The 25,019-nt window shown below is 56.1% G+C and carries 20 protein-coding genes and 2 tRNA genes; 11 read left to right on the plus strand and 11 right to left on the minus strand.

Annotated features, from left to right (window positions below):
• Positions 1–41 precede the first annotated feature (41 nt).
• Positions 42–800, plus strand: a complete 759-nt coding sequence (fabI, locus tag UF64_RS16600; RefSeq protein WP_044829732.1) for an enoyl-ACP reductase FabI — start codon at positions 42–44, stop codon at positions 798–800.
• 15 nt (positions 801–815) lie between these two features.
• On the opposite strand, the gene UF64_RS16605 is transcribed toward fabI, so the two are convergent.
• From UF64_RS16605 to UF64_RS16615, 3 genes are all read right to left on the minus strand, one after another.
• Positions 816–1,457, minus strand: coding sequence for a DUF488 family protein (locus tag UF64_RS16605; protein ID WP_044829733.1), 642 nt, complete (start codon positions 1,455–1,457; stop codon positions 816–818).
• A gap of 110 nt (positions 1,458–1,567) precedes the next feature.
• A tRNA-Gly gene (locus tag UF64_RS16610) sits at positions 1,568–1,642 on the minus strand.
• 37 nt (positions 1,643–1,679) lie between these two features.
• A tRNA-Gly gene (locus UF64_RS16615) sits at positions 1,680–1,754 on the minus strand.
• Between the two features lie 218 nt (positions 1,755–1,972).
• On the opposite strand from UF64_RS16615, the gene UF64_RS16620 reads away from it, so the two are divergent.
• From UF64_RS16620 to UF64_RS16640, 5 genes are all read left to right on the plus strand, one after another.
• Positions 1,973–2,482, plus strand: coding sequence for a prolyl-tRNA synthetase associated domain-containing protein (locus UF64_RS16620; protein WP_044829734.1), 510 nt, complete (start codon positions 1,973–1,975; stop codon positions 2,480–2,482).
• A gap of 143 nt (positions 2,483–2,625) precedes the next feature.
• Positions 2,626–3,552: a thioredoxin gene (trxA, locus tag UF64_RS16625; protein WP_082049842.1), complete on the plus strand. Its 927-nt coding sequence runs from the start codon at positions 2,626–2,628 to the stop codon at positions 3,550–3,552.
• Positions 3,549–4,238 (plus strand): LON peptidase substrate-binding domain-containing protein, encoded by a 690-nt coding sequence (locus tag UF64_RS16630; protein WP_044829735.1) that lies wholly within the window; start codon positions 3,549–3,551, stop codon positions 4,236–4,238. Before trxA (UF64_RS16625) ends, UF64_RS16630 begins: the two co-directional genes overlap by 4 nt.
• A gap of 46 nt (positions 4,239–4,284) precedes the next feature.
• A complete protein-coding gene (locus UF64_RS16635) occupies positions 4,285–4,473 on the plus strand; it encodes a Trm112 family protein (protein ID WP_044829736.1) in 189 nt (62 codons plus the stop codon).
• 18 nt (positions 4,474–4,491) lie between these two features.
• Complete coding sequence (locus UF64_RS16640) at positions 4,492–4,869, plus strand: gamma-butyrobetaine hydroxylase-like domain-containing protein (protein WP_044829737.1); 378 nt, start codon at positions 4,492–4,494, stop codon at positions 4,867–4,869.
• Positions 4,870–4,990: 121 nt separating this feature from the next.
• On the opposite strand, the gene UF64_RS16645 is transcribed toward UF64_RS16640, so the two are convergent.
• The gene (locus UF64_RS16645) at positions 4,991–5,653 is read right to left on the minus strand and encodes an OmpW family protein (RefSeq protein WP_044829738.1); all 663 of its coding nucleotides are present in this window, start codon (positions 5,651–5,653) and stop codon (positions 4,991–4,993) included.
• Positions 5,654–5,852: 199 nt separating this feature from the next.
• On the minus strand, positions 5,853–7,076 hold the full coding sequence (ubiH, locus tag UF64_RS16650; RefSeq protein ID WP_044829739.1) for a 2-octaprenyl-6-methoxyphenyl hydroxylase: 1,224 nt from the start codon (positions 7,074–7,076) through the stop codon (positions 5,853–5,855).
• Positions 7,077–7,651: 575 nt separating this feature from the next.
• Here ubiH and UF64_RS16655 point away from each other — a divergent pair.
• The 5 genes from UF64_RS16655 (at position 7,652) to UF64_RS16675 (ending at position 15,452) form a co-directional block, all read left to right on the plus strand.
• Positions 7,652–7,990 carry a P-II family nitrogen regulator gene (locus tag UF64_RS16655; protein WP_007088725.1) on the plus strand — a complete coding sequence of 113 codons (339 nt, stop codon included), beginning with the start codon at positions 7,652–7,654 and terminating at the stop codon, positions 7,988–7,990.
• A 23-nt stretch (positions 7,991–8,013) separates the two neighbouring features.
• Complete coding sequence (gene amt, locus UF64_RS16660; RefSeq protein WP_044829740.1) at positions 8,014–9,342, plus strand: ammonium transporter; 1,329 nt, start codon at positions 8,014–8,016, stop codon at positions 9,340–9,342.
• Positions 9,343–9,608: 266 nt separating this feature from the next.
• Positions 9,609–10,811, plus strand: coding sequence for an aminotransferase class I/II-fold pyridoxal phosphate-dependent enzyme (locus tag UF64_RS16665; protein ID WP_235285121.1), 1,203 nt, complete (start codon positions 9,609–9,611; stop codon positions 10,809–10,811).
• Between the two features lie 54 nt (positions 10,812–10,865).
• On the plus strand, positions 10,866–13,316 hold the full coding sequence (locus tag UF64_RS16670) for a DNA translocase FtsK (RefSeq protein ID WP_044829741.1): 2,451 nt from the start codon (positions 10,866–10,868) through the stop codon (positions 13,314–13,316).
• A 450-nt stretch (positions 13,317–13,766) separates the two neighbouring features.
• On the plus strand, positions 13,767–15,452 hold the full coding sequence (locus tag UF64_RS16675) for a methyl-accepting chemotaxis protein (RefSeq protein WP_044829742.1): 1,686 nt from the start codon (positions 13,767–13,769) through the stop codon (positions 15,450–15,452).
• 74 nt (positions 15,453–15,526) lie between these two features.
• On the opposite strand, the gene trxA (UF64_RS16680) is transcribed toward UF64_RS16675, so the two are convergent.
• From trxA (UF64_RS16680) to tsaE, 6 genes are all read right to left on the minus strand, one after another.
• Complete coding sequence (trxA, locus tag UF64_RS16680) at positions 15,527–15,847, minus strand: thioredoxin TrxA (RefSeq protein ID WP_008888557.1); 321 nt, start codon at positions 15,845–15,847, stop codon at positions 15,527–15,529.
• 163 nt (positions 15,848–16,010) lie between these two features.
• Positions 16,011–19,475 carry a double-strand break repair helicase AddA gene (gene addA / locus UF64_RS16685; protein WP_044829743.1) on the minus strand — a complete coding sequence of 1,155 codons (3,465 nt, stop codon included), beginning with the start codon at positions 19,473–19,475 and terminating at the stop codon, positions 16,011–16,013.
• A complete protein-coding gene (gene addB / locus UF64_RS16690; protein WP_052657680.1) occupies positions 19,472–22,624 on the minus strand; it encodes a double-strand break repair protein AddB in 3,153 nt (1,050 codons plus the stop codon). The genes addA and addB overlap by 4 nt, the downstream gene beginning before the upstream one ends.
• Entirely contained in the window at positions 22,624–23,385 is a 762-nt protein-coding gene (locus tag UF64_RS16695) for a nucleotidyltransferase family protein (RefSeq protein ID WP_044829744.1), read from the minus strand. Before UF64_RS16695 ends, addB begins: the two co-directional genes overlap by 1 nt.
• Positions 23,382–24,506, minus strand: coding sequence for an aminoglycoside phosphotransferase family protein (locus UF64_RS16700; protein WP_044829745.1), 1,125 nt, complete (start codon positions 24,504–24,506; stop codon positions 23,382–23,384). Before UF64_RS16700 ends, UF64_RS16695 begins: the two co-directional genes overlap by 4 nt.
• On the minus strand, positions 24,503–24,979 hold the full coding sequence (gene tsaE, locus UF64_RS16705; RefSeq protein WP_044829746.1) for a tRNA (adenosine(37)-N6)-threonylcarbamoyltransferase complex ATPase subunit type 1 TsaE: 477 nt from the start codon (positions 24,977–24,979) through the stop codon (positions 24,503–24,505). Before tsaE ends, UF64_RS16700 begins: the two co-directional genes overlap by 4 nt.
• Positions 24,980–25,019: the final 40 nt, after the last annotated feature.

Here is a 25,019-nt window from a genome sequence, read left to right on the forward strand (position 1 = left end):
ATTGCTTCGCACCCGCACATGATCCGAGAAGGAACCACGGCATGCTTGAAGGCAAAAAAGGGCTGATCGTCGGAATTGCCAATGAATTGTCCATCGCATGGGGCTGCGCGCGCGTTTTCAAGCGCGAAGGCGCAGACATCGCGGTGACGTACCTGAACGACAAGGCCAAGCGGTTTGTCAAACCGCTGGCCGAGGAAATCGACGCTGCGATTTTCGCCCCACTTGATGTACGTGACGCATCGCAGGAAGACGCGCTATTTGGCGAAATCGAACGCAAATGGGGAAAGCTTGATTTCGTTTTGCATTCCATCGCCTTTGCCCCGGCAGATGACCTGCATGGGCGGGTGGTTGATTGTTCGCGCGACGGGTTCATGGCAGCGATGGATATTTCGTGCCATTCCTTTGCACGGCTTGCCAAACGCGCAGAGCCATTGATGCGCGATGGCGGCACGCTTTTGACCGTGACCTATATGGGATCGGAACGGGTCATTGATCATTATGGCGTTATGGGTCCGGTCAAGGCAGCGCTTGAAAGTACGACTCGCTATATGGCGGCCGAACTTGGCCCCAAGGGTATTCGCTGCCATGCGATTTCACCCGGACCGCTTTTGACTCGTGCGGCATCGGGCATTGCCGAATTTCAAAATCTGATGGATGAAGCGACCGAACGCGCACCATCACATCGTCTGGTGACCATCGACGAAATTGGTGAGTTGGCGGCGTTTCTGGCCAGTGACCGGGCCAAATCGCTAACCGGGGACGTGGTGCATATTGATGGTGGCTATAACATCATGGGCTAACCGGGCTATTCGTGGCTAGCGGCGCTTGATCGCGTCTTCTGCCTTGGGGGCGACACGTTTGATCTGACGTGCAAGTGCCAGTTTGGCTTCGGCATCCGGATCAGGTTCTGCGGCGGCAAACAGATCGGGCGCATCCCCGCCATTGATCGCAATCATACGGGCATCGGTTTCCGACTGGCTTTCAACCCGCCCTTCGACCAGATGGCACAGATCAAAACCAGCTTCTTTCAGGGCGGGCGCGATCAGAAGCGTTCGATGGCAATCCAGCGGATCCTTTTCGGCACACATCAGACAGATACGGTATTTCTTCGCCCCGGAAACCAATCGTTCGACCCCGGATTTGAAATCGGGCCGTGCGGCCATAAGGTCGTAATCCAGTTGCCCATCGGGATAAAGCTCGGGAAATTGCGGCTTGCCGCCCATCACATCGCCCATGAAGACATAGGCAATGCCGTTTTCGCGGAGGAACGGCCCGAAACTGTCAGAGTCGAACGCCGTCCAAAAGCTTGATCGCTTGAAGGTGCGGATATCGGCCACCGCCGTGATGCCATGCGCCCGAAACAACGCAAGCAAACTTTCCCGATCATGGCCAGCATAGCCAACGGTGTAGATGATGCGCCCGTATGGCACGGATTTATCAGGGATCAATTCAGACATTCCCAAAGCACACGATAAATCGCGTTTGCGTGCAAGCAGGAACGGCCAAGCGCCTTGGCCCAAAAGCAAAAAGACCGCCCCGAAGGACGGCCTTTTTAGAACTTTCATCATGGAGCGGGCGAAGAGATTCGAACTCTCGACCCTAACCTTGGCAAGGTTATGCTCTACCCCTGAGCTACGCCCGCATCATCATGAAAGCGATGATCTGTGAAACTGGTCTGATGGAGCGGGCGAAGAGATTCGAACTCTCGACCCTAACCTTGGCAAGGTTATGCTCTACCCCTGAGCTACGCCCGCGTTCATCAGATTGTTTCTGCCCCTGTGGAGCGGCGCGGATAATAGCCCAACAAAGAGCGATTGCAACCCTTTTTTCCATGAAAACGTAACATCGGGAATTTTGGCGGTTTTCCTTGACTTTAAGGGCTTCAATTGTCGAAATCCGACCCGGTTTACGCAAATTTGCGTCCGGTTTTGAACTTGGTTATCTTTTGGCGCACAGCCGCAAGGGAAAGAGCATGAGCGATCCATCAACCCAGCTTTTCGATCACCTCGCCAAATTGGGCATCGAAACGACAACACATGAGCACGAACCGCTGTTTACGGTCGAGGATTCGCAAAAGCTGCGCGGGGACCTTCCGGGGCTGCATTCCAAGAACCTGTTTGTAAAAGACAAGAAGGGTGAGTTGTGGCTCGTCGTTGCCGAGGAAGAGACCGAAATCCGCATGAACCACCTGCATAAGCGGTTGGGATGTGCGCGCCTGTCCTTTGGCAAGCCGGAGCTTCTGATCGAAACGCTGGGCATCAAGCCGGGTTCAGTGACGCCGTTTGCCCTGATCAATGATCAGGATCGCAAGGTCAAACTGGTTCTCGATGCCAAGCTGGCCAATGGGGACATGCTCAACTTTCACCCCTTGCGAAATGATCGAACCACGACAATTTCCTCGGCAGATCTGTTAACCTTCATCGGTTCGCTTGGCTATGAGGCGATGATTATTGATTTTGATGCCGAACCCGCCGTCGAATAACGATAAATGAACCCTGGACACCTGAGTAAGTCCTTAAATTCGCTTATATTTAAGTATAGGTGACACGCAATATCATATGGATGCCTCTTGTCGTCCGGGCATGGCGGTATCATCTAGAATTCAGAATTAGTGAGTGAACAATAATGTCGATCATTCTTGACGCAAATGCGCCAGATAGCGCCACCAGCCGAAATCGGGATTCCGACCTGATCAAGGACAGCACTGTTGAAACTTTCGTCCAGGACGTCATCGAACCGTCCATGGAAGTACCGGTTGTTGTCGATTTCTGGGCACCGTGGTGCGGTCCGTGCAAAAACCTGACCCCGGTGATCGAAAAGGTCACACGTGAGGCTGGTGGACTCGTGAAGCTGGTCAAGGTCAATATCGACGAAAACCAGGAACTGGCGATGCAACTGCGCATTCAGTCGGTTCCGACGGTTTATGCCTTCAAGGGCGGTCGCCCGGTCGATGGCTTTCAGGGTGCACAGCCGGAAAGCGAAGTGCGCGCCTTTTATGAGAAGCTTGCCGGTGGGCCGATTGAAAGCCCTATCGAGATGCTGCTTGAACAGGCAAGTGCCGCACTTGCAGAAGACGACTTTGAGACGGCACACGGATTTTATGTCAGCGTACTTGAACGCGAACAGGAAAATGAAATTGCCATTGGCGGGATGATACGCTGCATGGTCGGCATGGGCGAAGTTGAAGAAACCCGCCACTTTGTTGACAACATGTCCGATCTTGATCGCATGAAAGCGCCCATTGCGGCTGCCATCAGCGCGCTTGAACTGGCCGAGTCCGGTGCATCAAGTGATGACCTTGACGCCGCCCGTGCAGCCGTTGTGTCCAACCCGAACGACCCGCAGGCGCAATATGATTACGGCATGGCGTGCTTTGCCGCGAACAAGCGTGATGAGGCAGTGAATGCCATGATCGCCATCATTCGCTCCAACCGCGAATGGAATGAAGATGCAGGACGTACCCAGCTCCTGAAGTTTTTTGAAGCCTGGGGCCCGATGGATCCCGCCAGCGTCGCCGGACGCCGTGCCTTATCAACGGTACTATTTTCATGAGCATATGCGGCCCCTTTGATCCTGAACTGTCGGACCTTCCGGAAACCATGCCGGTATTCCCGTTAAGCGGTGCACTTTTGCTGCCGCGCGGGCATTTGCCGCTCAATATTTTTGAGCCGCGATACATGAATATGGTCAGCGATGCACTTGGTCAGGACCGGATGATCGGCATGATCCAGCCCCGCCCTAATCAGCGCGATGCCTATTTCATGAACCCGGACAATCCGGAGATCTTTTCAACAGGATGTGCGGGCCGCATTACCGCCTTCAGCGAAACCGACGATGGGCGGTTTCTGATCACGCTGACCGGCGTGTGTCGTTTTACCGTGCTTGAGGAATTGCCCGAAAACGGTCGCGGCTATCGCACTGTGCGTGGCGATTTTTCGCCGTGGCAGGATGACCTGGCCCTCCCGGGTGAAGATATGTCGATCAATCGTGACCGGCTGCGCACCGCACTTGAAGCCTATTTCGCGCAACATTCGCTGCGGTCTTGCTGGGATACGCTGGCCGATAGCGACGATGAAATGCTGATCACGACCATTTCGATGGGTTGTCGGCTTAGTCCGCTTGAAAAACAGGCTTTGCTCGAATGCACAACCCTGTATGATCGCGGCGATATGCTGACGACCTTGCTTGAGATGGCGGTGCACGCCGACCCCAAGCAATCGTACAGCAACACCAACTGAACATGCATGCCATTGCTACGGCATACCCAATTCGAAGGCTGAATTCATGACCGTGACCCATAGCCCGGTAGACCCGAAACTTCTTGAAATCCTTGTCTGCCCGGTCACCAAGCAGGCGCTGGAATATGATCGTGAAAATAACGAGCTGATCAGCCCGAAGGCCGGCCTTGCATACCCGATCCGTGACGGCATTCCGATCATGCTCCCCGACGAAGCCCGCGCCATCGAAGATTAAGGCAAGGACATCCGCTACATGTCCAATGACGGCTTTACCCCGGCATTCAGCCCGGTCGAAATCAATTATCTGCGCGATGACCGCATTCTGGAAATCATCTGGGATGATGGCGCGAAGACGTATCTGAGAGCCGAACTGCTGCGGGTCGAAAGCCCGTCGGCCGAAGTGCAGGGGCATCACCCCTCGGAAAAGAAGATCATCGCCGGACGCCGGCATGTCGGGATCATTGATATCGCACCGGTTGGAAATTATGCAGTGCGGATCAGCTTTGATGACCTGCATGATAGCGGCCTGTTTAGCTGGCAGTACCTGCGCGAGATGCACGACAATCAGGACAAGCTGTGGAAAGACTATCTCGCAGCCCTTGAGGCCAAAGGCCTGTCACGCGATCCGTAGCGCTAAGTACCGAACACTCCCCAGCCTTCATACTACCCATCTAAACGCAAAAACGGCCCTGCCAAAGACAGGACCGTTTTTTAACTGTCTGAGCGAGGCAAGCACCTCGCAGACGCGCTTCTTAGAAGCGGTAACCAACACCTAGACCGAAGACCCACGGATCGAGGTGAGCTTTGGAGGTGTTTCCGCCGTTATTGATGCTTACGTCGGTATCAAGATAGATCTTTTTGACGTCAAAGTTGACCGACCACGGACCCGAGATCGCATAATCAAAGCCAGCCTGGAAAGCGTAACCAAAGCCATCATCATAGTCGACTGAGGTGAACTGGCCCGGCTTGGAATCATAGAAGAAGGTGTAGTTGATACCTGCACCGACATACGGGCTCCAGCGGCTTTCCGGCATGAAGTGGTACTGGAGGGTAAGTGTCGGCGGCAACAGACGTACAGAACCAGCATCAAGGCTAGGGTTCTGCCAAGTCAGATCATGCTGTGTGGTAGCTGCAATCAGCTCAAGTGCAATGTTGTCTGTAACAAAGTAAGAAAAATCTACTTCCGGAACAACATCGTTAGTCAACTCGCCATGACCAGTGCCACCATTGATGTTGTGGTCATAGGTATCTTCATCCGGAACCATCGCAATGCCGCGCGCACGGATGACAATGTCACCGGCCTGTTTGGTTTTGAATTCGGCGGTCTGTGCGGAAGCCGGATTGGCTGCGACGAGCGATGCCGCCATCATGCCACCCAACAACGCGGTGCCAAGAAGTTTGGATTTGAATGACATTATCTGTCCCCTGTTAGTTTGATTAACTGGGAGGGACATTGCGCCTTTCTGTTTACTGACTTGTTGACACAAATCAAGAAATCGAAACAAAAAACGACAGATTTTTGAACGATTATAAGTGACCATCGATCACTTATTGCAATTTTTCTAACGAAAAAGTCGTGAAATTCCGGGCGTCTTTACCCGGAAAATCAAAAGGTTAGAGTGACTTTCCCTGCATGAGCTTTGGCAACGTGCCCGCATAGCCCATGGCATGAGACATGAAAGTCTTTTTAAGCGGTGGGATTTTTTCGACAATGGCGAGCCCAAGATCACGCGCCCAGCGGATCGGAGCAATGTCGTTCGAGAACAAACGAGTCGTAATATCGGTGACCGCCAGCATCACTGTATTATCAAAGCGGCGCCACTGTTCATACTCGGCCAGAACATCTGCACTACCAATATCCCGGCCAAGGCGACGGGCATTCACCAGAATTTCAGCGAGAACCGCGACGTCGCGGATCCCCATATTAAGGCCTTGGCCGGCAATCGGGTGCATACCATGTGCTGCGTCACCAATCAGCGCCAGGCGATCCTGCGTGTAGTGATAGGCATGCTGCAGACCAAGCGGATAGCAGAAACGCGGGCCAATCACTTCAAGGTCACCCAAATAGCCGTCAAAGCGGCGATGCAATTCATCAAGGAAGGTTTGGTCGTCCAGATTGACCAGATAGTTGGCTTGCTCAGTCCCCTCGGTCCAGACGATAGAGCATCGGTTATCGGTCATCGGCAGGATGGCAAACGGACCGGCCGGCAGGAAGTGTTCGACCGCCAGACCATTGTGCGGAACCTTGTGCTTGACGGTACAAACAACCGCACTTTGCTTGTAGCTCCAGTTATAGGTTTTGATCCCGGCCCATTCACGCAGCATGGACTTGCGTCCTTCTGCACCGATGGCAAGGGGACCTCGGATGGACTGACCGTCGGCGAGCGTTATGGTCATGCCACCCTGATCACGCGCAATGGTTTCAACCTTTGCCGGTGCAATCATTTTGACCAGATCGCTTTTTTCGATGGCACGATAGAGCGCACTGCGCGTCACAAGGTTTTCGACGATATAACCCAGCGGCTCATTACCAACGTCATGATGATCATAATGCAGGAAAAGCGGGCTTTGGCCGTCGGCAATCCGGATATCCAGAATCGGTTCTGCGCCATCCGCCATGTTGTCCCAGGCCCCAATGACCTCAAGCACCGACTTGGAAGCCGCCGCAATCGCGCAGGTGCGACCATCATAATTGGCGGTCAAGATGGTTTTAGGATCTGCATAATCAATCACCACCGACTTGATACCACCATGGGCCAAAGCCAAGGCCATTGAGGCGCCATTCAGTCCGCCCCCAAGAATGATGACATCGGTATGAAGTGCCTGCTGATCATGCATGTCGCAATTTCCTGTGTCGTTTGGCCTCGACCTGTGATGCCGGTTTACCGTGCAGATCGACATCCCGCGTTGACCTGACGCAATAGGGTGTCGTGAAAGCGTTGTTTGCACATCTTTACCCTGCCCGATACGCAGCCACAACCCGCACCGATCATCCGAAGGCCGTTATCAGGCCCGCCACAACCAAAACACTATTGAAAACGGGCTGAGCTAATCTGATCCGAAGTACGATCACACCCAGAGAAGACATCACCCCTTGGTTGCGATACCGCGATATCGACCAAGATACGACCTACCACAGAGCCTTGAGCTGCAAGCGCTTTTCGATTCCGCAGCAGGTTGATTAAAAAATATGCATATTTTTTGAACAGCCACAGATTTTGTGCAGATTTTAATCCGGAGATGACAAAGAAAAGTTACAATCCTAGCAAGGAGATTCATAATTTTATCTAGAAAAAACAGATATTTATGAAATTAATTTTGAGTCTGGCACGATTCTTGGTTTGGAACGGGGGACTGCGAAATCGTGATTACCACGTTGGTACTCAACGGATATGCCGGGAGGTCGCAATATTATGAAACTTGTTACTGCTGTCATTAAGCCGTTCAAACTGGACGAAGTCCGCGAAGCGCTCAGCGCTTTGGGCGTTCAGGGTTTGACGGTCACTGAAGTTAAAGGTTTTGGCCGTCAGAAAGGTCAGACCGAAATTTATCGTGGTGCTGAATACATGGTCAGCTTCCTGCCGAAGGTGAAGCTGGAAGTCGCCATCACGGATAATCTGGTTGATCAGGTTGTCGAAGCTATCACCAAAACTGCTCAAACCGGGAAAATCGGGGACGGTAAGATTTTCGTTCTTGATGTAAGCCAGGCGGTCCGTATCCGTACTGGTGAAACCGGCGACGACGCCCTGTAAGTCCAGAGACAAGGGGAGACATTATGACTATTTCCATGAAGAAAACCGGCCTTGCTGCTGCGGCAGCTACCGCCCTTCTGGCAATCGCTTCTCCGGCTTTTGCACAGGACGCAGGCGTTCCGGCTGAAACACAGTTTATTCTCAACAGCTTCAGCTTCCTGTTCAGTGGCGCAATCGTCATGTTCATGGCTGCTGGCTTTGCGATGCTTGAAAGCGGCCTGGTTCGTACCAAAAACGTAACCACCATCCTGCTGAAAAACATCTCGCTCTTCGCAATTGCGGGCATCATGTACTACCTCATCGGTTACAACCTGATGTACATGGATGTATCTGGCTGGATTGGCTCGCTGAGCCTGTGGAGCGCAGATGACTCCGCTGCACTTGCTGGCGATTTCTCTGGCGGTTATTCCGCAACGTCCGACTGGTTCTTCCAGATGGTCTTCGTTGCGACCGCAGCTTCGATCGTTTCCGGTACTGTTGCCGAGCGCATCAAACTGTGGCCGTTCCTGATCTTCGTCGTTGTTCTGACTGGCGTTCTGTATCCGATCACCGGTGCATGGACCTGGGGCGGCGGCTGGCTCGCAGAAATGGGCTTCTCTGACTTTGCCGGTTCCACCATTGTTCACTCCGTCGGCGGCTGGGCTGCTCTGACCGGTGCGATCATCCTTGGCGCACGTAAAGGCAAATTCGGCGCAGACGGTTCCGTTCACCCGATGCCGGGTTCCAACCTTCCGCTTGCAACGCTTGGTACCTTCATCCTGTGGCTCGGCTGGTTCGGCTTCAACGGTGGTTCCCAGCTTGCTATGGGCACCGGCGCTGACGTAATCGCGATTGCCAACATCTATGGCAACACCACGATGGCTGCTGCTGGTGGCGTAGTTGCCGCAATGCTCCTGACCCAGATCCTTTACAAAAAGGTCGACCTTACCATGGCACTTAACGGTGCATTGGCTGGTCTGGTCTCGATCACGGCTGCTCCGGACACCCCGACCATTGGTTCGGCGATCATCATCGGTGCAATCGGTGGTCTTCTGGTTGTCATCGCGGTTCCGCTGCTCGACAAACTGAAAATCGACGATGTTGTCGGTGCTGTTTCGGTTCACCTTGTTGCTGGTATCTGGGGCACGCTTGCTGTTCCGTTCACCAATGACGGTGCTTCCTTCGGTACGCAGATCACCGGTATCGTTGCAATGGGTGCCTTCACCATCGTTGCTTCGTCGATCGTTTGGCTGGCTCTGAAGTTCACTGTTGGTATTCGCCTCTCCGAGGAAGAAGAAGCCAACGGCGCAGATGCTACCGAGCTTGGCATGGAAGCCTATCCGGAATTCGGTAAGGGTTCCCAGCGCTTCTAAGCGAGACTTTCTGACGGATCCCATGTTCGCATGGTACCCGATCCATCAGATCAAAGGCCCGTCCGGGGAAACCCGGGCGGGCTTTTCTTATGGCTGATTTCAAAGCTTGCACAGATAACAGGCAAGCTTCTCATCCGCAGTATGAAGCCGATTTAACGCCGCTCTTAAATGTTTCTTTGCACTTTTGGCATAGGGGTAAAGTCAGGGGATTTTACCCATCTTCTGAATAATTGGCCCGCTAAACGCGGACCACAGACCATGCTGGAATGACGACAAACATGTTTAACGCGCGCCTGGATCAATTGCCTGCCTATCCGTTTCCGCGATTGGCAACCCTGCTGGACGGTATCGAACCCGGCCAGCAGCCGCTCGTCATGTCGATCGGCGAACCCCAGCATGAACCGCCCGCCATAATCACCGAGGCGATGGTCAAATATGCCAGCCTCTGGCACAAATACCCGCCCGGTGCCGGCACACCCGAACTGCGCGAGGCCATCAAGAACTGGCTCGATCGCCGCTATAACCTGCCCAAAGACATGATTGATCGCGATGATCACGTCCTGCCGGTCGCAGGCACGCGCGAAGCGCTTTATCTGATCGCAACCACCGTCATTCCACAGGATCAGCCAGGACCGAAACCAAAGGTCTTGCTGCCCAACCCGTTTTATCAGGTCTATTGCGGGGCGGCGGTTCTCAATGATGCCGAAATGGTGCCGCTTGCTGCGGGTCCGGAAAATGGCTTCCTGCCCGATCTTGATCAGATTGCCCCCAAGGATCTTGATGCCTGCGCACTGTTCTTCCTGTGCTCGCCGGCCAATCCGCAAGGGGCGATTGCATCGCGGGACTATCTTGAACAGATCATTGCCCTGGCGCGCAAACATGACTTCGTGCTGGCGATGGATGAATGCTACGCCAATATCTATGATCGCACTGCACCGACCGGGGCGCTTGAGATCTGTGCGGCCCAAGGCGGCAAGATGGACAACATCCTTGTGTTCCACAGCCTGTCGAAACGTTCCAGCGCGCCGGGCCTGAGATCGGGCTTCGTTGCCGGTGATGAAAAAATCATCAAACGCTTCACGGCACTTCGCAGCTATTGCTCCGCCACCATTCCGATGCCGGTTATGGCGGCCTCCACAGCGCTTTGGAACGATGATGCCCATGCCGAAGCCAATCGCGACATCTATCGCGCCAAAATCGATATTGCCGAGGAAGTCTTTGGCAACCGGTTCGGCTTTTATCGCCCGCCGGGTGGATTTTTCCTGTGGCTTGATGTCGGCGATGACGAAGCCGCCACGCAGAAGATCTGGAAGGAAACCGGGGTCAAGGTCATCCCGGGCAGCTATCTGTCGATGACCGATGCCAAGGGCAACAATCCGGGCAAACAATTCATCCGCATTGCCCTTGTCCATGATCTTGAAACCACGCGGGAAGGACTGACCCGCATCGCGAAAGCGCTGGAAAGCTAAAACCGGCACCTCGCCCCAGCAGTACAGCAGGACTTAACCAGAACGGATACCCAGATGAGCAGCCAGTCAAACACTCTTGGAACCGCTTTCATGCCCGGCAGTCTCGTGACACTGCTCAAGCGCAGTGGTTTGCGGTTTTGCGGCCTTGGGCTGGTATTGCTGGCCATGGCGCTGTTCGTCATGTTGATCGGCTTCCATCCGGGCGACCCGTCCTTTAACCATGCCACCGACCGCACGACGGTGTTTAATCCGCTGGGCATTGTTGGTGCATATGGCGCGGATGTAATGCTGCGTACCCTCGGTTTGGCGTCCGCCCTGATCACGGTTTTGCTGGTTGGTTGGGGCTTGCGCCTGATTGCGGTGAAACCGTTCCGCTGGATGTGGGTGCGCTTTCTTGTTCTGCCGCTGGCATTGCTGCTGGTGGCGACCTCGGCCGCGGCCATTCAGCCGGGCATGCATTGGCCGCTCACCGTCGGGTTGGGCGGTTTTGCCGGTGATTTGCTGCTTGGTAAGCTTCAGGCCGGTTTTGCCATGATTGGCGTTCCCGGTGCACGGGCCCTGATTGCGCTGGCATCCATGGTGCTTGGTCTGGCACTGACGATCTTTTGCATGGCCTATTCCCTGTCGGAATGGGAACGCTTGGGAACAGCACTTTCCTTTGCTGGCGGTAAGGTGATCTCGGGCATTCGCGCCATTATCCCGACCGGCAGCAATGACGAACCGATTGCCAAACGCGCCCCCGGCTCGCGCCAGGAACCGTCGATGGACAAGGGCAAATCGAAACTTGGCACGGCAATTTCGACCCGCAAATCCGAACCGACGACCACCGCCGATGACGATGACGGATTTGACGATGATGACGGCGATCACGAACCGCCGGTACATATCGTTGCCGCCCCGGCAGCCAAGCTGCAACCAAGCCAGAAGGCTGCAGCCCAGCGTCAAGCATCGTTTGATCTGGGATCTGAAGAATACCGCTTCCCGCCGCTTGATCTGTTGCAGGAAGCCGATCCGGCCGATGCCAACCCGATTGATCAGGAAGCACTGGCGCAAAATGCCCGCCTGCTTGAAACCGTGCTTCAGGACTTTGGTGTTAAGGGCGAGATCGTCCAGGTCCGTCCGGGTCCGGTTGTGACGCTTTATGAGCTGGAACCGGCTGCGGGTGTGAAATCATCGCGCGTCATTGGCCTTGCCGATGATATAGCGCGCTCCATGAGTGCGATTGCCGCCCGTGTTGCCGTGGTGCCGGGGCGCAACGTTATCGGGATCGAGCTTCCCAATGTGCGGCGTGAAACCGTGCATCTGCATGAAATTCTGGCATCCAGCGATTTTGAAAAGAATAGCGGCAAGCTCAATATGAGCCTGGGCAAGGATATCGGCGGCACCCCGGTGATTGCCGACCTTGCGAAAATGCCGCACTTGCTGATTGCCGGTACCACCGGTTCGGGTAAGTCGGTCGGTGTGAATGCGATGATCCTGTCATTGCTGTATCGAATGAAGCCCGAAGAATGCCGCTTCATCATGATCGACCCCAAGATGCTTGAACTGTCGATCTATGATGGTATCCCGCACCTGCTGACCCCGGTTGTCACCGACCCGCACAAGGCTGTTGTCGCCCTGAAATGGGCCGTGCGCGAGATGGAAGACCGGTATCGCGCCATGAGCCAGGTCGGCGTACGTAACATTGCGGGCTATAACAAACGCATCAAGGAAGCCGCCGCCAAGGGCGAACAATTGACCCGACGCGTTCAGACCGGATTTGATCCGGAAACCGGCAAACCGATCTTTGAAGATCAGGAACTGCCGATGGAGCCGCTGCCGTTTATCGTCATCATCGTTGACGAAATGGCCGACCTGATGCTGGTTGCAGGTAAGGATGTGGAGGCCTCGATCCAGCGTCTGGCACAGATGGCGCGTGCAGCCGGCCTACACCTGATCATGGCGACCCAGCGTCCGTCGGTCGACGTTATTACCGGTACGATCAAGGCCAACTTCCCGACACGTATTTCCTATTCCGTGACCTCGAAAATCGATTCTCGCACCATTCTGGGTGAAATGGGTGCTGAGCAGCTTCTCGGTCAGGGGGACATGCTTTACATGGGTCAGGGTGGCCGTTTGCAACGTGTCCACGGCCCGTTTGTTTCGGACGAGGAAGTCGAAAGCATCGTCAAGCATCTGCGTGATCAGGGCGACCCGGCCTATCTTGAAACCGTTACCGAAGAACCCGAAGAAGATCCGGTTGCGGCCTATATGGGCGGCGGCAATGCCGGTGCTGGCGGCGGTGCAGGATCCGATGATGATCTTTACAATCAGGCGGTCGGTATTGTTCTACGTGAGAAAAAGGCATCGACCAGCTTCATCCAGCGCAAACTATCAATCGGTTACAACCGCGCAGCCCGCATCATCGAACAGATGGAAGAAAACGGCGTCGTTTCAGCCGCCAACCATGTCGGCAAGCGTGAAGTCCTGATGGAAAACATGGATGGTACGCCCTACGAGTACTGATCGTTCGCCGACCTGATCGGCAGAGCATCATTCCACGGATATATAAAGGCGGGTCACGATGGTGGCCCGCCTTTTGTCATCAAAGGTAGAAAATGAAATTGTTTGGCTGTCGACTCGAACCGCTAGGTGAAAATTGGTTTGCTTGTCGCGCGGACAGGATCATTTACCCGGGGTTGAAATTCGGCTAGCCCGTCCGGGCTAGGTCTGAATTCCCCAGCGAGATACGCACCTTGCGTTCTTTTTAACATTTACAACTAAATCAAAAGAACATAATTTACCCGATTACAATATATAGATGGCTTATTTTCATACACTTAGCGTGTTTTTCTTCAGTGATTTAATTCACATCAATGTATGATTCTCAGAGTTCACTATAGCCACACTTGATCTGCTTTTTCTTCGATCAATCGGTCCACATACACTCATCATACATTCGGGTTAGGTCCTACAATGAGGCTCTCTGATTTTTCATTCGCGTGGAAGTTGCGCGGCGTAATGGTTCTGGTGGCAATCGCGCTGGCGGCGTCTTCCATTCTGAACTTGTACTCCCTTTACGAAACCATGGTCGAAGATCGCAAGATCACCCTGCGCTATGTCGTGGATCAGTCAACGAGCATCGTTCAGGATTATGCCAAGCGCGCCAAGGCCGGCGACATGAGCGAGGCCGAGGCAAAGGAAACCGCCCTTGCCACACTTGCGAACCAGCGATTTGACAACAACAACTATGTCTTTGTCATGGAACGCGACGGCACGATGGCAATGCATCCGCTGGCCCCCAATCTGGTGGGTAAAAGTGCCGGGTCCATCAAGGATCCGACCGGCGCAACCCCGATTGCGGATCTGAGCGCCGTAGCCGTTAAGTCTGGCGAAGGTTTTGTTTCCTATGTCTGGCCGCACCCAAGCACGAACAATGATGAGCCGAAACTGGCCTATGCCAAACTGGTAAAGGGTTGGGATCTGGTCGTTGCCGCAGGCATTTATACCGATGATGTTGATGCTGCTTTCTGGAATGTCGCAACCCTCGATATTATCGCCCTTGTGGTCATCATGGCGGTGATTGGCGGGCTCGCCTTTGCGATCGAACGCAGCACAACCGCCCCGATGCGCGGCATTACCGAGGCGCTGTCGCGGCTTGCCGAAGGGGATACTTCAGTCAGCAGTGACGCTGCAGATCGCAAAGACGAAATCGGTGATCTGGCCCGCGCGCTTGAAGTCTTCCGGGAGAACCGCGAAAAGGCCGATCGCCTGCAAAAGGAACAGGAAGCCGCAAACGAAGCCCAGCTCGCGCGCGCCAAACAGGTTGCTGCCCGCATTGCCCAGTTCGAACAGGATGTCGAAAGCGATCTGACCGTGGTCAATGCCGCGGTTGATCAACTGCGTGGCACGGCGACCGGCATGGCAGCCCAGTCTGATCAAACATCAAGTCAGGCCGCAAATGTTGCGGCTGCCACCGAACAGGCCGCAACCAACGTTGAAACAGTGGCGTCCGCTGCCGAACAGCTGGCCGCCGCAATTGACGAAATCACCGCACAGGTCAGCCGTTCATCGGATATTGCACAATCGGGTGCCGATGAGGCGGATGACGCCAGCTCGATCTTTGCCGAACTGGCAAATGCATCAGACAAGATTGGCGAAGTGGTTGAGCTCATCCAATCAATTGCCGAACAGACCAACCTTCTGGCCCTGAATGCGACGATCGAGGCCGCGCGTGCGGGTGAAGCCGGCAAAGGCTTTGCCGTTGTCGCAGCCGAGGTCAAAAACCTTGCCAATCAGACCACGCGCGCGACCGAAGACATCGCCGGACAGATCGAAGGCATTCAGAACAGCACCCAGGGTGCCCTTGGCGCGATCGAGCATCTGTCTTCGCGCATGAAGGAACTGAATGAGGTTGCCGGTGGCATCGCCGCAGCCGTGAGCGAACAGGACGCCGCAACCGGTGAAATCGCGCGTAACGTCGCCGAGGCCGCTGCAGGTACCAAGGAAGTTGCGCATAACGTGGTTGGCCTTCGGGAATCTGCCGAGGAAGAACGTCAGGCATCCGGTGAGGTGCTTAGCGCATCAAACAGCCTGTCGGACAAATCACAGGCCCTTCTGTGGCAGATCAAGCGTTTCCTTGAAGACATCCGGGCCGCCTGATTTCAAAGGCAGCGCACAGAAAAAAGGCGGCCTGAAATTCAGCCCGCCTTTTTAAATTCATGATCCGATAAAGATCAGATCGACTGGTTGATCCAGTCGACAAGGGCACTTTTCGGCAGTGCGCCGACTTTCATCGCCGCGACTTCACCGCCCTTGAAGATCATCAGGGTCGGAATGCCACGAACACCGTATTTCGCCGGGGTGTTCGGGTTTTCGTCGATATTCACCTTGGCGATCTTGAGCTTGCCGCCCAGTTCACCAGCGATTTCATCGAGATATGGGGCAATCTGTTTGCACGGACCGCACCACTCAGCCCAGAAATCGACCAGAACCGGGTCGTTGGAACCCAGAACGTCGGTATCGAACGAACCGTCGGAAACTTTAATCGTGGTCATACTTTCAGATCCTAGTTGTTACGAGGCAAGGCGGGCGAACCCGCGAACCTCGATCCGCTTTATGAGGCCAAGGTAGGCAGCACGGATGCAAACGTCAAGCGCATTGGGACCCCACGCATGATCACAGCCGCGCGAAGTCAGGCATCACGCAGAGTCGATAACGTCAGCCAAATGTCAAAATATGGTCGGGCAACTCCACCATCCACGGCCCGTTGGTCCAGAGGATGAAACACCTGACCTTCTTGCCCGGATACATCTGCGCCAAGGCTGCGCGATAGATCGACATCTGGCGGCGGTAGGCACGTGGCGTGTCCTCAACATCGCGGGGGGGCGGACGATTGGTTTTGTAATCGACAATCATCACTTCATCATCACGCACCACAAGCCGGTCAATCTGGGCGGAAACCACATCCCCGCCAACAATCCCGACCAAAGGCACCTCAGCCCGCGACCCGGGCGCAAAGACCGGTGCGAAATCCGGATTATCGAAAATGCCCAGCGTTTCATTGGCGATTTCCACCTGCAGATCAGCATCAAGCGCATGGATTGGCTGGGCGAGGAAACGCTCCGCCGCCTTCTGGCGGGCCTGTTCCGGCAGATCGGGCAAGAGTTCCAGCAGCTTGTGGATCAGAAGGCCACGCTTGAAGCTTTGTCCCTGATCACCGCCAAGCGGGGATTGAACCGCCGGTTCGTCCTCAAGCGGGCGACTGGGGGCAAGTGGCTTGGGCGGGAAAGATTCCTCGGGGGCAACCGCGCGGATCAACTGACGTTTGGTGGATTGTTTTGAATCCGAAACATCATCCGTGCGATCGGGTTTTGGCGCCTGGCTTTGATCGGTTTCCCAGACCCAGCCTTCGCCGTTCCAGCCCGAACCGGAATAGGTGGAAAGATCGATCTGTGCTGGTTTGGCGTAGCCTTCCATCGCCTGGCTACACAGATTGTACCAGCAATGCTCGGGCGCCTTACGCCGCCCCTGCCAGCCGCAGATGTAAAGCCGGTCTTCAGCACGGGTGAGTGCGACATAAAGCAGGCGGTTATATTCCTGATCGCGTTTGAGCGCGATGTCATCACGCAGGCGGGCAACAATATCGGTTTCAAGCGCCACGCGCGGCAACCAGAACATCAGGTTGCGATCTTCCTGCCAAAACAGGTTGGGGGCCTGTGTTGGAACCTGCATGGTGTCGGGCAGGAAGACGATGGGGGCCTGCAGACCCTTGGCACCATGGACGGTCATGATGCGGACTTCGTCACGCCCGCTTTGTTCAAGGTCACGCTTGATTTCAGCATCGCCGGCCATCAGCCAGTGCAAGAAGCCCTGCAATGTCGGGGCATGATCGGCCTCATAACCCATCGCGAGGTTGAGGAATTCGTCAATCGGGTCATTGGCCTCGATCCCCAAACGGCCGACAAGACGGGCGCGCACCCCACGGGCTTCTTCACCCCGACCGCCCAGAAGTTCGGCATAAAGTTCGAACGGGCGTTCGTAATCGACCCGGCCGAGCCACTTGAACAAAAAGGCGTAGGCACGCGCAAACGGTGATCCGTCTTCAACCGCGGCGGCCTTTTCACGCAACGCATGCCAAAGAGTTCTGGGGCGGTTATGGGCGATTTCAAACAGTTGATCATCATCAAGCCCGATCAGCGGGCTTTTGAGCACCTCGGCCAGGGTCAGGTCATCTTCGGGCATCAGCAGGAAGCGACCAAACGCCACCAGATCCATCACGGCGAGCTGATCGGTGATCTGCATACGGTCGACCCCGGCGACCGGAACGTTACGTTCCTTGAGCGCCTTGACGACCTCATCAACAAAGGCGGTACGACGGCGCACAAGGATCATGAAGTCGCCCGCGCGTACTGGACGACTACGTGATGTCAGGGTTTCCTTTTCATCAATCGCATGGCGGATACGCCCGGCAATGACACGTGCCAGGCGGATTTCCGGATCTTCAAGGCGAACAATCCGGGTCGGCGGCGTCCAGGGGTCTTCGGCTTCGCGTTCTTCGGGTTCGACCGCCGGCCAAAGTTCAATCCGGCCAGCCTGCCCGACGCGGAACGGGCTGTGGAGAACATCCGCCCCGTCATCACCGACCCCCTGCTTGGCGACCGGGCCAGCAAAGACACGGTCCACCGTGCCCAGCACCGCGTCGGTGGAGCGGAACGAGATGTTCATGGGGACTTCACGCCAGTCAGCGGCAATTTCACGTGCCCGTTCGCGGAAATATCGGCGCATTTCGGCGAACTTTTCCGGATCGGCGCGCTGGAAGCTATAGATCGATTGCTTGGCGTCACCGACGGCAAAGATGGTGCGCGGCTTATCGGCATGGCGCCCGGCATCGATAAAGAATTCTTCCGCCAGAATACGCACCACTTCCCACTGTTCGGGGTTGGTATCCTGCGCCTCGTCAATCAGGACGTGATCAAGGCCCTCGTCCAGCTTGAACAATACCCAGCCGGCAATCCCGGCCTGACGTTGCAGAAGCTGCAGGCTGGTGAGGATCAGGTCATCATAATCAAGGCGCGCATGCAGGGCCTTTTTGGTGGCATAGCGATCCAGCATCGCATTGCCGATGGTAATCAGGGCCGAAGTCGCACCGGCCATGGCGGCGGCCTTACGTTGTCGGTCGACCTCAACCAACCGGGCGCATTCCTGCTCAAGCGCGTCGGCGCCCATCGGATGGTTTTCAGCCGCCCCCTTGGTGATCAGCTTGGCACGCGGTTCACCGGCCGTGGTGAAAAAGACGCTGCGATATTCGTTAAACACCGCAAGGCGGTCTTCGACTGTTGTCTTTTCAAGGAATTGCGCCAATGCCGGGACGCGGGCGATATCGGTTTTGGTTCCGGCCTCAAGGGCAGCCAGCCCGCGCATCAAGCCATCACGATCAAAGGCATCATCGGAAAGGGCCTTGGTCAGGATGGTTTCATCATCAAGTCCGACCGGCACGCCAAGTGCCTTATAGACCGCATCGCGCATGCGGTTGGCCCCACCAAGATTGGTGAGCATGCGTTTAAGCCGACCACGTTCACGCGCCAGTTCGCTCATGACCTCGCCAAAGGCGCCTTCGCGGACCTGACCAGTGACGACCGACAGGGCATGGGCCAGATCATCGTCGCGGCCGGTGCGGGCGAATGCCAGGACCTCTTCCTGTACATCGGCCATGGTTTCAGCCGCTGTACGGTCATCCATGATTTCAAAATGCGGTGCCAGTCCGGCTTCCAGCGGGAAACGACGCAACAGCGACTGACAAAAGGCGTGAATGGTCTGGATTTTCATGCCGCCCGGCGCATCGAGCACCCGGGCAAACAGCTGGCGGGCGCGGATGGTTTCATCGGCACTGGGTGCTGTCCCCGCCAGATTGGCAAGATCGGCCTGAAGATCGCGATCCTCCATCGTCGCCCAACGGCCCAGCCGTTCATTGACACGGTTGGCCATCTCGGCAGCAGCGGCCTTGGTAAAGGTCAGACAGAGGATCCGATGCGGCTCTGTGCCCGAAAGCATCAGGCGCAATACCCGATCAGACAGCACCTTGGTCTTGCCCGCGCCGGCAGAGGCCGACACCCAGACCGATGCATTCGGATCAGATGCATTGCGTTGCAGGACGTTGGGATCGGTTCCGCGCATTTCACTCATGACGCATCGCCCTCCCCGCCACTATCAACGTCATCAAGCTCTTCGACATCCTCGCTGCCCATCCATTCACGCAAACGGGCGAGATGGACATAGTCGGAGTATTTCGGCGCGTGATCGGGATGCGGAACACTCAGGTATGGTGTCTCAGGATCGGCAAAGGCCGCAGCCAAGCCATTCACGCCATCTACCGCTGCGTGGGCAAGTTCGGCCGGTGTGGTTTTCATCCGGCCTGTATTGATCTCAACGATCTCACCCGCCGGATCGCCGCCCGAGAGTTTCCAGAACGCCATGCTGGCCGGGGGACCGGCGGGCACATCGCCAAAGCCACCCTTTTCGGCAATCGCGGCCTCAAGCGGTAGTTGCGGAGCAAAACCGTTGGCAACATCACCCTGACTGGGCGGGGCGCCGGTTTTATAGTCAATGATCGCAATGCCGCCATCGCGCAGAGCATCAATGCGGTCAGCCCTTGCATAGACCTGAAAACCGCTGCTGGTATCAAGGGTTCCGGCCTGCTCGGTATAGGATTTCCGCACGGCATCGCGACGCGCGGCTTCGGTCTGGATGAACCATTTGGCGATGCGCTCGAACCGTGGCCACCAGAAGGCCCAAAGACCAGGGCGTGCGGCCAGCGGTTTGAACACTTCACGGCCAATAATCAGCAATTCCTGTTCGCCATCGGGTGGCAAATGTTCGGGATGACGGGCGATGAATTGATCAAGGGCCTCGTGGATCAGGTTGCCGTAATCGGCTGCACCGGGATCCTCATCAACACCATCAAGCTTGCGCAGACCCAGGATATGACGGGCATAAATCGCATAAGGGTCACGCATCCATGTTTCGATCTGGGTCACCGACAGGCGATCCGGGCGGGCCGATACCGGTGGTTTGGGTGCCGGGCGACCGATTTTAACCCGCATGTCAGGTGCCGGTTCGTCAATCAGATCGGCCAGTGCACGCCATTCGACCGCATCGGGTTTTTCCATCGAAACGCCGGATTTGCGCAGAATGTTTTCAATCCGTAACAACCAGCGCGACGGCACGGTCGGCGTGCCTTCGATACGCAAGGCACGGGTCATCACCACATTGGGCGAACAAAACAGCTGCTGGAAATCATGGGCCGATTGCCCGACCCGGTGTTCGGGGGCAGGCAGGCCGAAATTACGGCGCATCGGGCGGCTCATCCACGGATCAGCGCCGGCTTCCGGCGGCCAGACGCCTTCATTAAGACCACCCAGAATGGTCAGATCGGCTTGCTGCATCTGGGCTTCGACCGTTCCCCAGATAAACAGACGCGGATGTTTGCCATAGCGCGGACGCACCGCCCGATCTGCCATAAGCGCATCCAGAAACGCGCCATACCGGTTGCCCGGCATCGAGGCAAAATCAGCAAGTGCGTTCAGCAATTCATGGACAAAATCCGCCAATGCCTCACCCGCTTCGCCGCGCCACAGGCGATCAGCCCCGGTTTGGGTGTCGCTGGCTGCCAATGCCTCCGCCGCAGTTATGTGACAGCGCAGCAGATGCACCGGCGCATGGGTTTTATCACCGGTCAGGTCATCAAGCGCATCAAGACAGGTTTTAAAACGGGCGACCAGATCGCTCAGCCGCGCATGATCATCGCGAATGCGCTCGATCCGGCCAATGGTGCTGTCTGATCCGGATGCGCCAAGTCGCGCCACGGTATCCTCGCACCAGCCATCGAGGGCGGTTTGCAACCCATCCAATCCCGGCCCCGGTCGGGCACCGCGCAGAACTTCCTTTTCGAGCAGGCGGGTCAGAACGCGGAAGGTCTCGGGTGACAGACCCGCTGCCGACAATGGGTGTTTCAGCAGTTCCAAAAGCGGAACCGGGGCGAATTCTTCCTGAACGGCGCGCACGACCAAACGAAGATAGATCGCCGGTGCCGTGTCATGCAGCGGGATACCCGCCGAGTCATCAATTTCGACCTCCCACCGGCGGAGTTCCGTCGCCACACGACGGGCAAGGCCACGATCAGGTGTCACCAGTGCGCAGGTCTTTTCAGGATGTTCGAGCGCCTCGCGCATCATAAGCGCAATCGTGGTTGCCTCTTCACGTGCGCCGGAGCAATCAACACGCAAAACGCCATCCATCACATCCGGCGCAAAACCTGTGATATGGCGCCAGTGATGGGTGGTTTTGGCGGGCCTGAGCGCCTCACGGGCAAGACGGCGACGTTCGATGGTGGCATCGCTTTCGGGGTCAAGGGCCGGCCAGGGCAGAACACTATCGGCGTGACGGCCAATATGGCCAAGCGTCTTGCCCAGTAGATGTTGCGGATGGGCGGCATCATCGGCAATCGCCGCCCAGTCTTCGTGGCTCAGCCCCGCCATCAGACCGGGCAGAACCACCCGGCCCTGTGGCATGGCGAGAACTGCCTTCATCAAATCGCGCAAGGCCGGAAACGGCCCGGTGGAGCCAACAATCAGAACCGGCGTTTCGGGCGGCTTTTCAGCCCAAAGCGCGATCTGTGCCGCAATCAGCGCATTGCGCCGCATGGCCCGGTCACTGACATCCTGCGAAGCCAGAATCCCCGGCCAGTGGATGGTGAGAATTTGCAGAAATTCGAGGGTGAGCTGCCAGTGTTCGGCGAATTCTTCGGGCACCAGTCCCTTAAGATCGTCAAAGGCGCAGTTTTCGGTTTGCACCTGATCAAGAAAGCGTGCGAGTTCCCCGGCAAGTCGGGCGGCCTGATCGGCGGTCGGCTTTTCACCACGATGATCGGGACGGCCCATGATGAGCTGGGTCAGAAGCAACTTGCGCTGCAGATCGGGGATGGCGGGGGGCAGGTCGAGGGCCGCCTGTTCGCCGCCCGCACCATAAATCGCCAGTTCATCTTCATCCGCCTCACCGAGTGGACGAATGGTCGGAAGCAGGGTCACGGCACCTTGCGATTGCCGCAGGAAAGCATCGCGCATCACCTTGGCGGAACGACGATTGGGCACCATCAGGACATAGTCAGGCAGCGCATCTGACTGATCAGCGGTTTCAGCCATCAGTTGTTTGGCAATCAAATCGGCAAAGGCAACGCCGGGCGGAATGAAAAACAGGTTTGAGGGTGGCGAAGCCTGCCCGGCGAAGGAGGCTTCGTCATATTCGGGCGCGTCCATGTAATCAAACAGGTCGGCCATCAAACCCCCCCGGATGCGGCTTTCTTGGCGCGCTCAACCTCAAGCGCCTTGGCGATGACAGGCTCGGAATCCTTGAGCGCCTCGGGCGTGCCGATATGGAAATATCCGCCATCATGCACCAGACCATAACACCGACCCGCCGCCAGTGCCTTGTCATAAACGACATTGAGCGACCAGGCACCATCAGGCGTGTGTTCAAACAGATGCGGTGCCAAGACCTGCACACCTGTAAAGAAATAAGGGGCTGACGGCGCTTCACCGCGCCGTTTGAGCCGCCCGTCGACCTGCCAGAAGAAATCGCCAGCCCCGTCATAACCATAACCGTCTGCCACCGGATAAAGAGCCAGAAGCGCGTCCATATGGTCAGGGTCAAAGGCATTGATCAGGCGATCAAACAGTGGCTCAGCACCCTCCGTCCAGAAGACATCGGCATTGGCAATCAGAACCGCATCGTCATTAAGCTTCGAGAGCGCATTTTTCACCCCGCCGCCGGTTTCAAGCAGATCAATTTCGGGCGAGGTGACAATGGCGGGCGCGGTTCTGTCGCCAACATGATCAATGATCTGCTGACCAAGATAGTGCGCATTGACCACCGCCTGCGTGACACCGGCGTTTGCCAGTTTATCAAGCACGTGATCGAGCATCGGCTTGCCTGCGACCGATATCAGCGGCTTTGGCACCGTATCGGTGATCGGGCGCATGCGCTTGCCAAGGCCCGCCGCCAGAACCATGGCCTGTGCCTTTGTTTCTGGTGCGCTCATGGGTTTGCCTCTTTGCCGGATGGGGTTTGGTTTTTCACAAGTGCCGGGGCGGTGCGGGCATCAGTCGGGATATGGGCATCCACCCAATCCTGAAGGGCTGGCAAGTGATCAGAAGCCCCGCGCAGGATCATGTCCCAGCAGCGCGGGATAAAATCGAAATAGCGGGTCTTTCCGGCCTTGATCGCAAGCCAGCCAAACCGGCCAAGGATGCGGAAATTACGCACCATCGAGGTCGCAATATAGGCCGTTTCGAAATCAGAACGATCAATATCGGGGAACGCCGCGAGATAGAATTCCTTCATTCGGGTTTCAAGATCCGGGCCGATATCATGGCGCACATCGCGCAGGAGCGATCCCAGATCATAGGGCCTTGGTGCAATGGCCGCGTCCTGAAAATCAATGATGCCGCAATCGTCACCACCCTCGCCATTTTCGACCAGCATCAGGTTATCAACATGATAATCGCGGTGAATGATCACTTCCCCCACCTGCCAGCAGAGTGGTAAGACAGTTTCAAGAAGCTGATCAAAAGCGGTACTTGCCGCCTCGCGCTTGGCCGCATACGGGATGATCAATGGCAGATAATCGGTCTTGAAGCTTGCGAGCATGCGACGCAGGTTTTCCGGACCATAGCGCACGAGCCCGCAATCCTTCATTCCGCCGCCGTCGCAGAAGCGATGCAGGGTGATCAGCTGTTCAACCGCACGCAGGTAAAGCGCATCCTCCGTTGTGCCATCAAGCATTGCGCTCCCTTGAAACGCCTCGGTAAAGGTGATGTCACCGAAATCCTCGATCAGGACCAACCCACGCTTTTCATCCGCCGCGTAGATTTCCGGCACCCGCCAACCGGCCTTTTGAAACAGGCTTGTTGTTTGCAAAACCGGAGAAACCGAGGCCGGGCGTTCGGGACTGTCATGAATGCCATGCGGATCGACATAAATGGCCGAGGGCGGAAAATCCATCAGAAGGGCGGTGTCATGACGCCGTTCAAGACGGAAATATTTCCGGGCCGAGGCATCATCAACCAGCGGCATGACCTGCGCGTTTTGCCAGCTGCAGGTGACCAAGAAATCCTGGCGTTCGGCATTGCGGCGTTCCTGATCGGGGCTTGCGCGGTTCATGACGGGCTTACCACCAGAGCATTGATCCGCGCGGTCCATTCTTCGCCATGCGGTTCAAGCTTGAACACACGACCATCCGGGGTCGATCCGGGTTCGATATGAATATCAAGACGGTTTTCCGGGGTAAGATATTCCAAGCGATCCGGCCATTCGATCAGGCTGATGGCATCCGAAAAGGCATCCTCGATATCCAATTCATGGACTTCTTCGGGATCAGACAAACGATAAAGGTCAAAATGCCAGACCGGCACGCGATCAAGCTCATAGATCTGTACCAGTGTGAAAGTCGGACTGGGGACTTCTTCATGCGGGTTATTGGCCACCGCCCGGATGAAGGCCCGGCAAAAGGCGCTTTTGCCCATGCCCAGTGTTCCGTGCATCAAGATCACATCGCCTGCCCTGGCAACAGCGGCAAGCTTGGCGGCAAGGGCTTCGGTCCCGTTCTGATCGCTGACAGTGACTGTCCTGGTCATGATGTCCGTCTTTTGAATGGCTCTTGCACTCTGTTTTAGG

Origin of the sequence: Thalassospira sp. HJ, from assembly GCF_000948415.1 — a bacterium.
In the GTDB taxonomy this organism is placed as follows: Bacteria; Pseudomonadota; Alphaproteobacteria; order Rhodospirillales; family Thalassospiraceae; genus Thalassospira.

Excerpts from the sequence above, each read along its gene's own strand:
- fabI (WP_044829732.1), top strand. The coding sequence starts at position 42 with ATGCTTGAAGGCAAAAAAGGGCTGATCGTCGGAATTGCCAATGAATTG.
- UF64_RS16605 (WP_044829733.1), bottom strand. The coding sequence starts at position 1,457 with ATGTCTGAATTGATCCCTGATAAATCCGTGCCATACGGGCGCATCATC.
- UF64_RS16620 (WP_044829734.1), top strand. The coding sequence starts at position 1,973 with ATGAGCGATCCATCAACCCAGCTTTTCGATCACCTCGCCAAATTGGGC.
- trxA (WP_082049842.1), top strand. The coding sequence starts at position 2,626 with ATGTCGATCATTCTTGACGCAAATGCGCCAGATAGCGCCACCAGCCGA.
- UF64_RS16630 (WP_044829735.1), top strand. The coding sequence starts at position 3,549 with ATGAGCATATGCGGCCCCTTTGATCCTGAACTGTCGGACCTTCCGGAA.
- UF64_RS16635 (WP_044829736.1), top strand. The coding sequence starts at position 4,285 with ATGACCGTGACCCATAGCCCGGTAGACCCGAAACTTCTTGAAATCCTT.
- UF64_RS16640 (WP_044829737.1), top strand. The coding sequence starts at position 4,492 with ATGTCCAATGACGGCTTTACCCCGGCATTCAGCCCGGTCGAAATCAAT.
- UF64_RS16645 (WP_044829738.1), bottom strand. The coding sequence starts at position 5,653 with ATGTCATTCAAATCCAAACTTCTTGGCACCGCGTTGTTGGGTGGCATG.
- ubiH (WP_044829739.1), bottom strand. The coding sequence starts at position 7,076 with ATGCATGATCAGCAGGCACTTCATACCGATGTCATCATTCTTGGGGGC.
- UF64_RS16655 (WP_007088725.1), top strand. The coding sequence starts at position 7,652 with ATGAAACTTGTTACTGCTGTCATTAAGCCGTTCAAACTGGACGAAGTC.
- amt (WP_044829740.1), top strand. The coding sequence starts at position 8,014 with ATGACTATTTCCATGAAGAAAACCGGCCTTGCTGCTGCGGCAGCTACC.
- UF64_RS16665 (WP_235285121.1), top strand. The coding sequence starts at position 9,609 with ATGACGACAAACATGTTTAACGCGCGCCTGGATCAATTGCCTGCCTAT.
- UF64_RS16670 (WP_044829741.1), top strand. The coding sequence starts at position 10,866 with ATGAGCAGCCAGTCAAACACTCTTGGAACCGCTTTCATGCCCGGCAGT.
- UF64_RS16675 (WP_044829742.1), top strand. The coding sequence starts at position 13,767 with ATGAGGCTCTCTGATTTTTCATTCGCGTGGAAGTTGCGCGGCGTAATG.
- trxA (WP_008888557.1), bottom strand. The coding sequence starts at position 15,847 with ATGACCACGATTAAAGTTTCCGACGGTTCGTTCGATACCGACGTTCTG.
- addA (WP_044829743.1), bottom strand. The coding sequence starts at position 19,475 with ATGAGTGAAATGCGCGGAACCGATCCCAACGTCCTGCAACGCAATGCA.
- addB (WP_052657680.1), bottom strand. The coding sequence starts at position 22,624 with ATGGCCGACCTGTTTGATTACATGGACGCGCCCGAATATGACGAAGCC.
- UF64_RS16695 (WP_044829744.1), bottom strand. The coding sequence starts at position 23,385 with ATGAGCGCACCAGAAACAAAGGCACAGGCCATGGTTCTGGCGGCGGGC.
- UF64_RS16700 (WP_044829745.1), bottom strand. The coding sequence starts at position 24,506 with ATGAACCGCGCAAGCCCCGATCAGGAACGCCGCAATGCCGAACGCCAG.
- tsaE (WP_044829746.1), bottom strand. The coding sequence starts at position 24,979 with ATGACCAGGACAGTCACTGTCAGCGATCAGAACGGGACCGAAGCCCTT.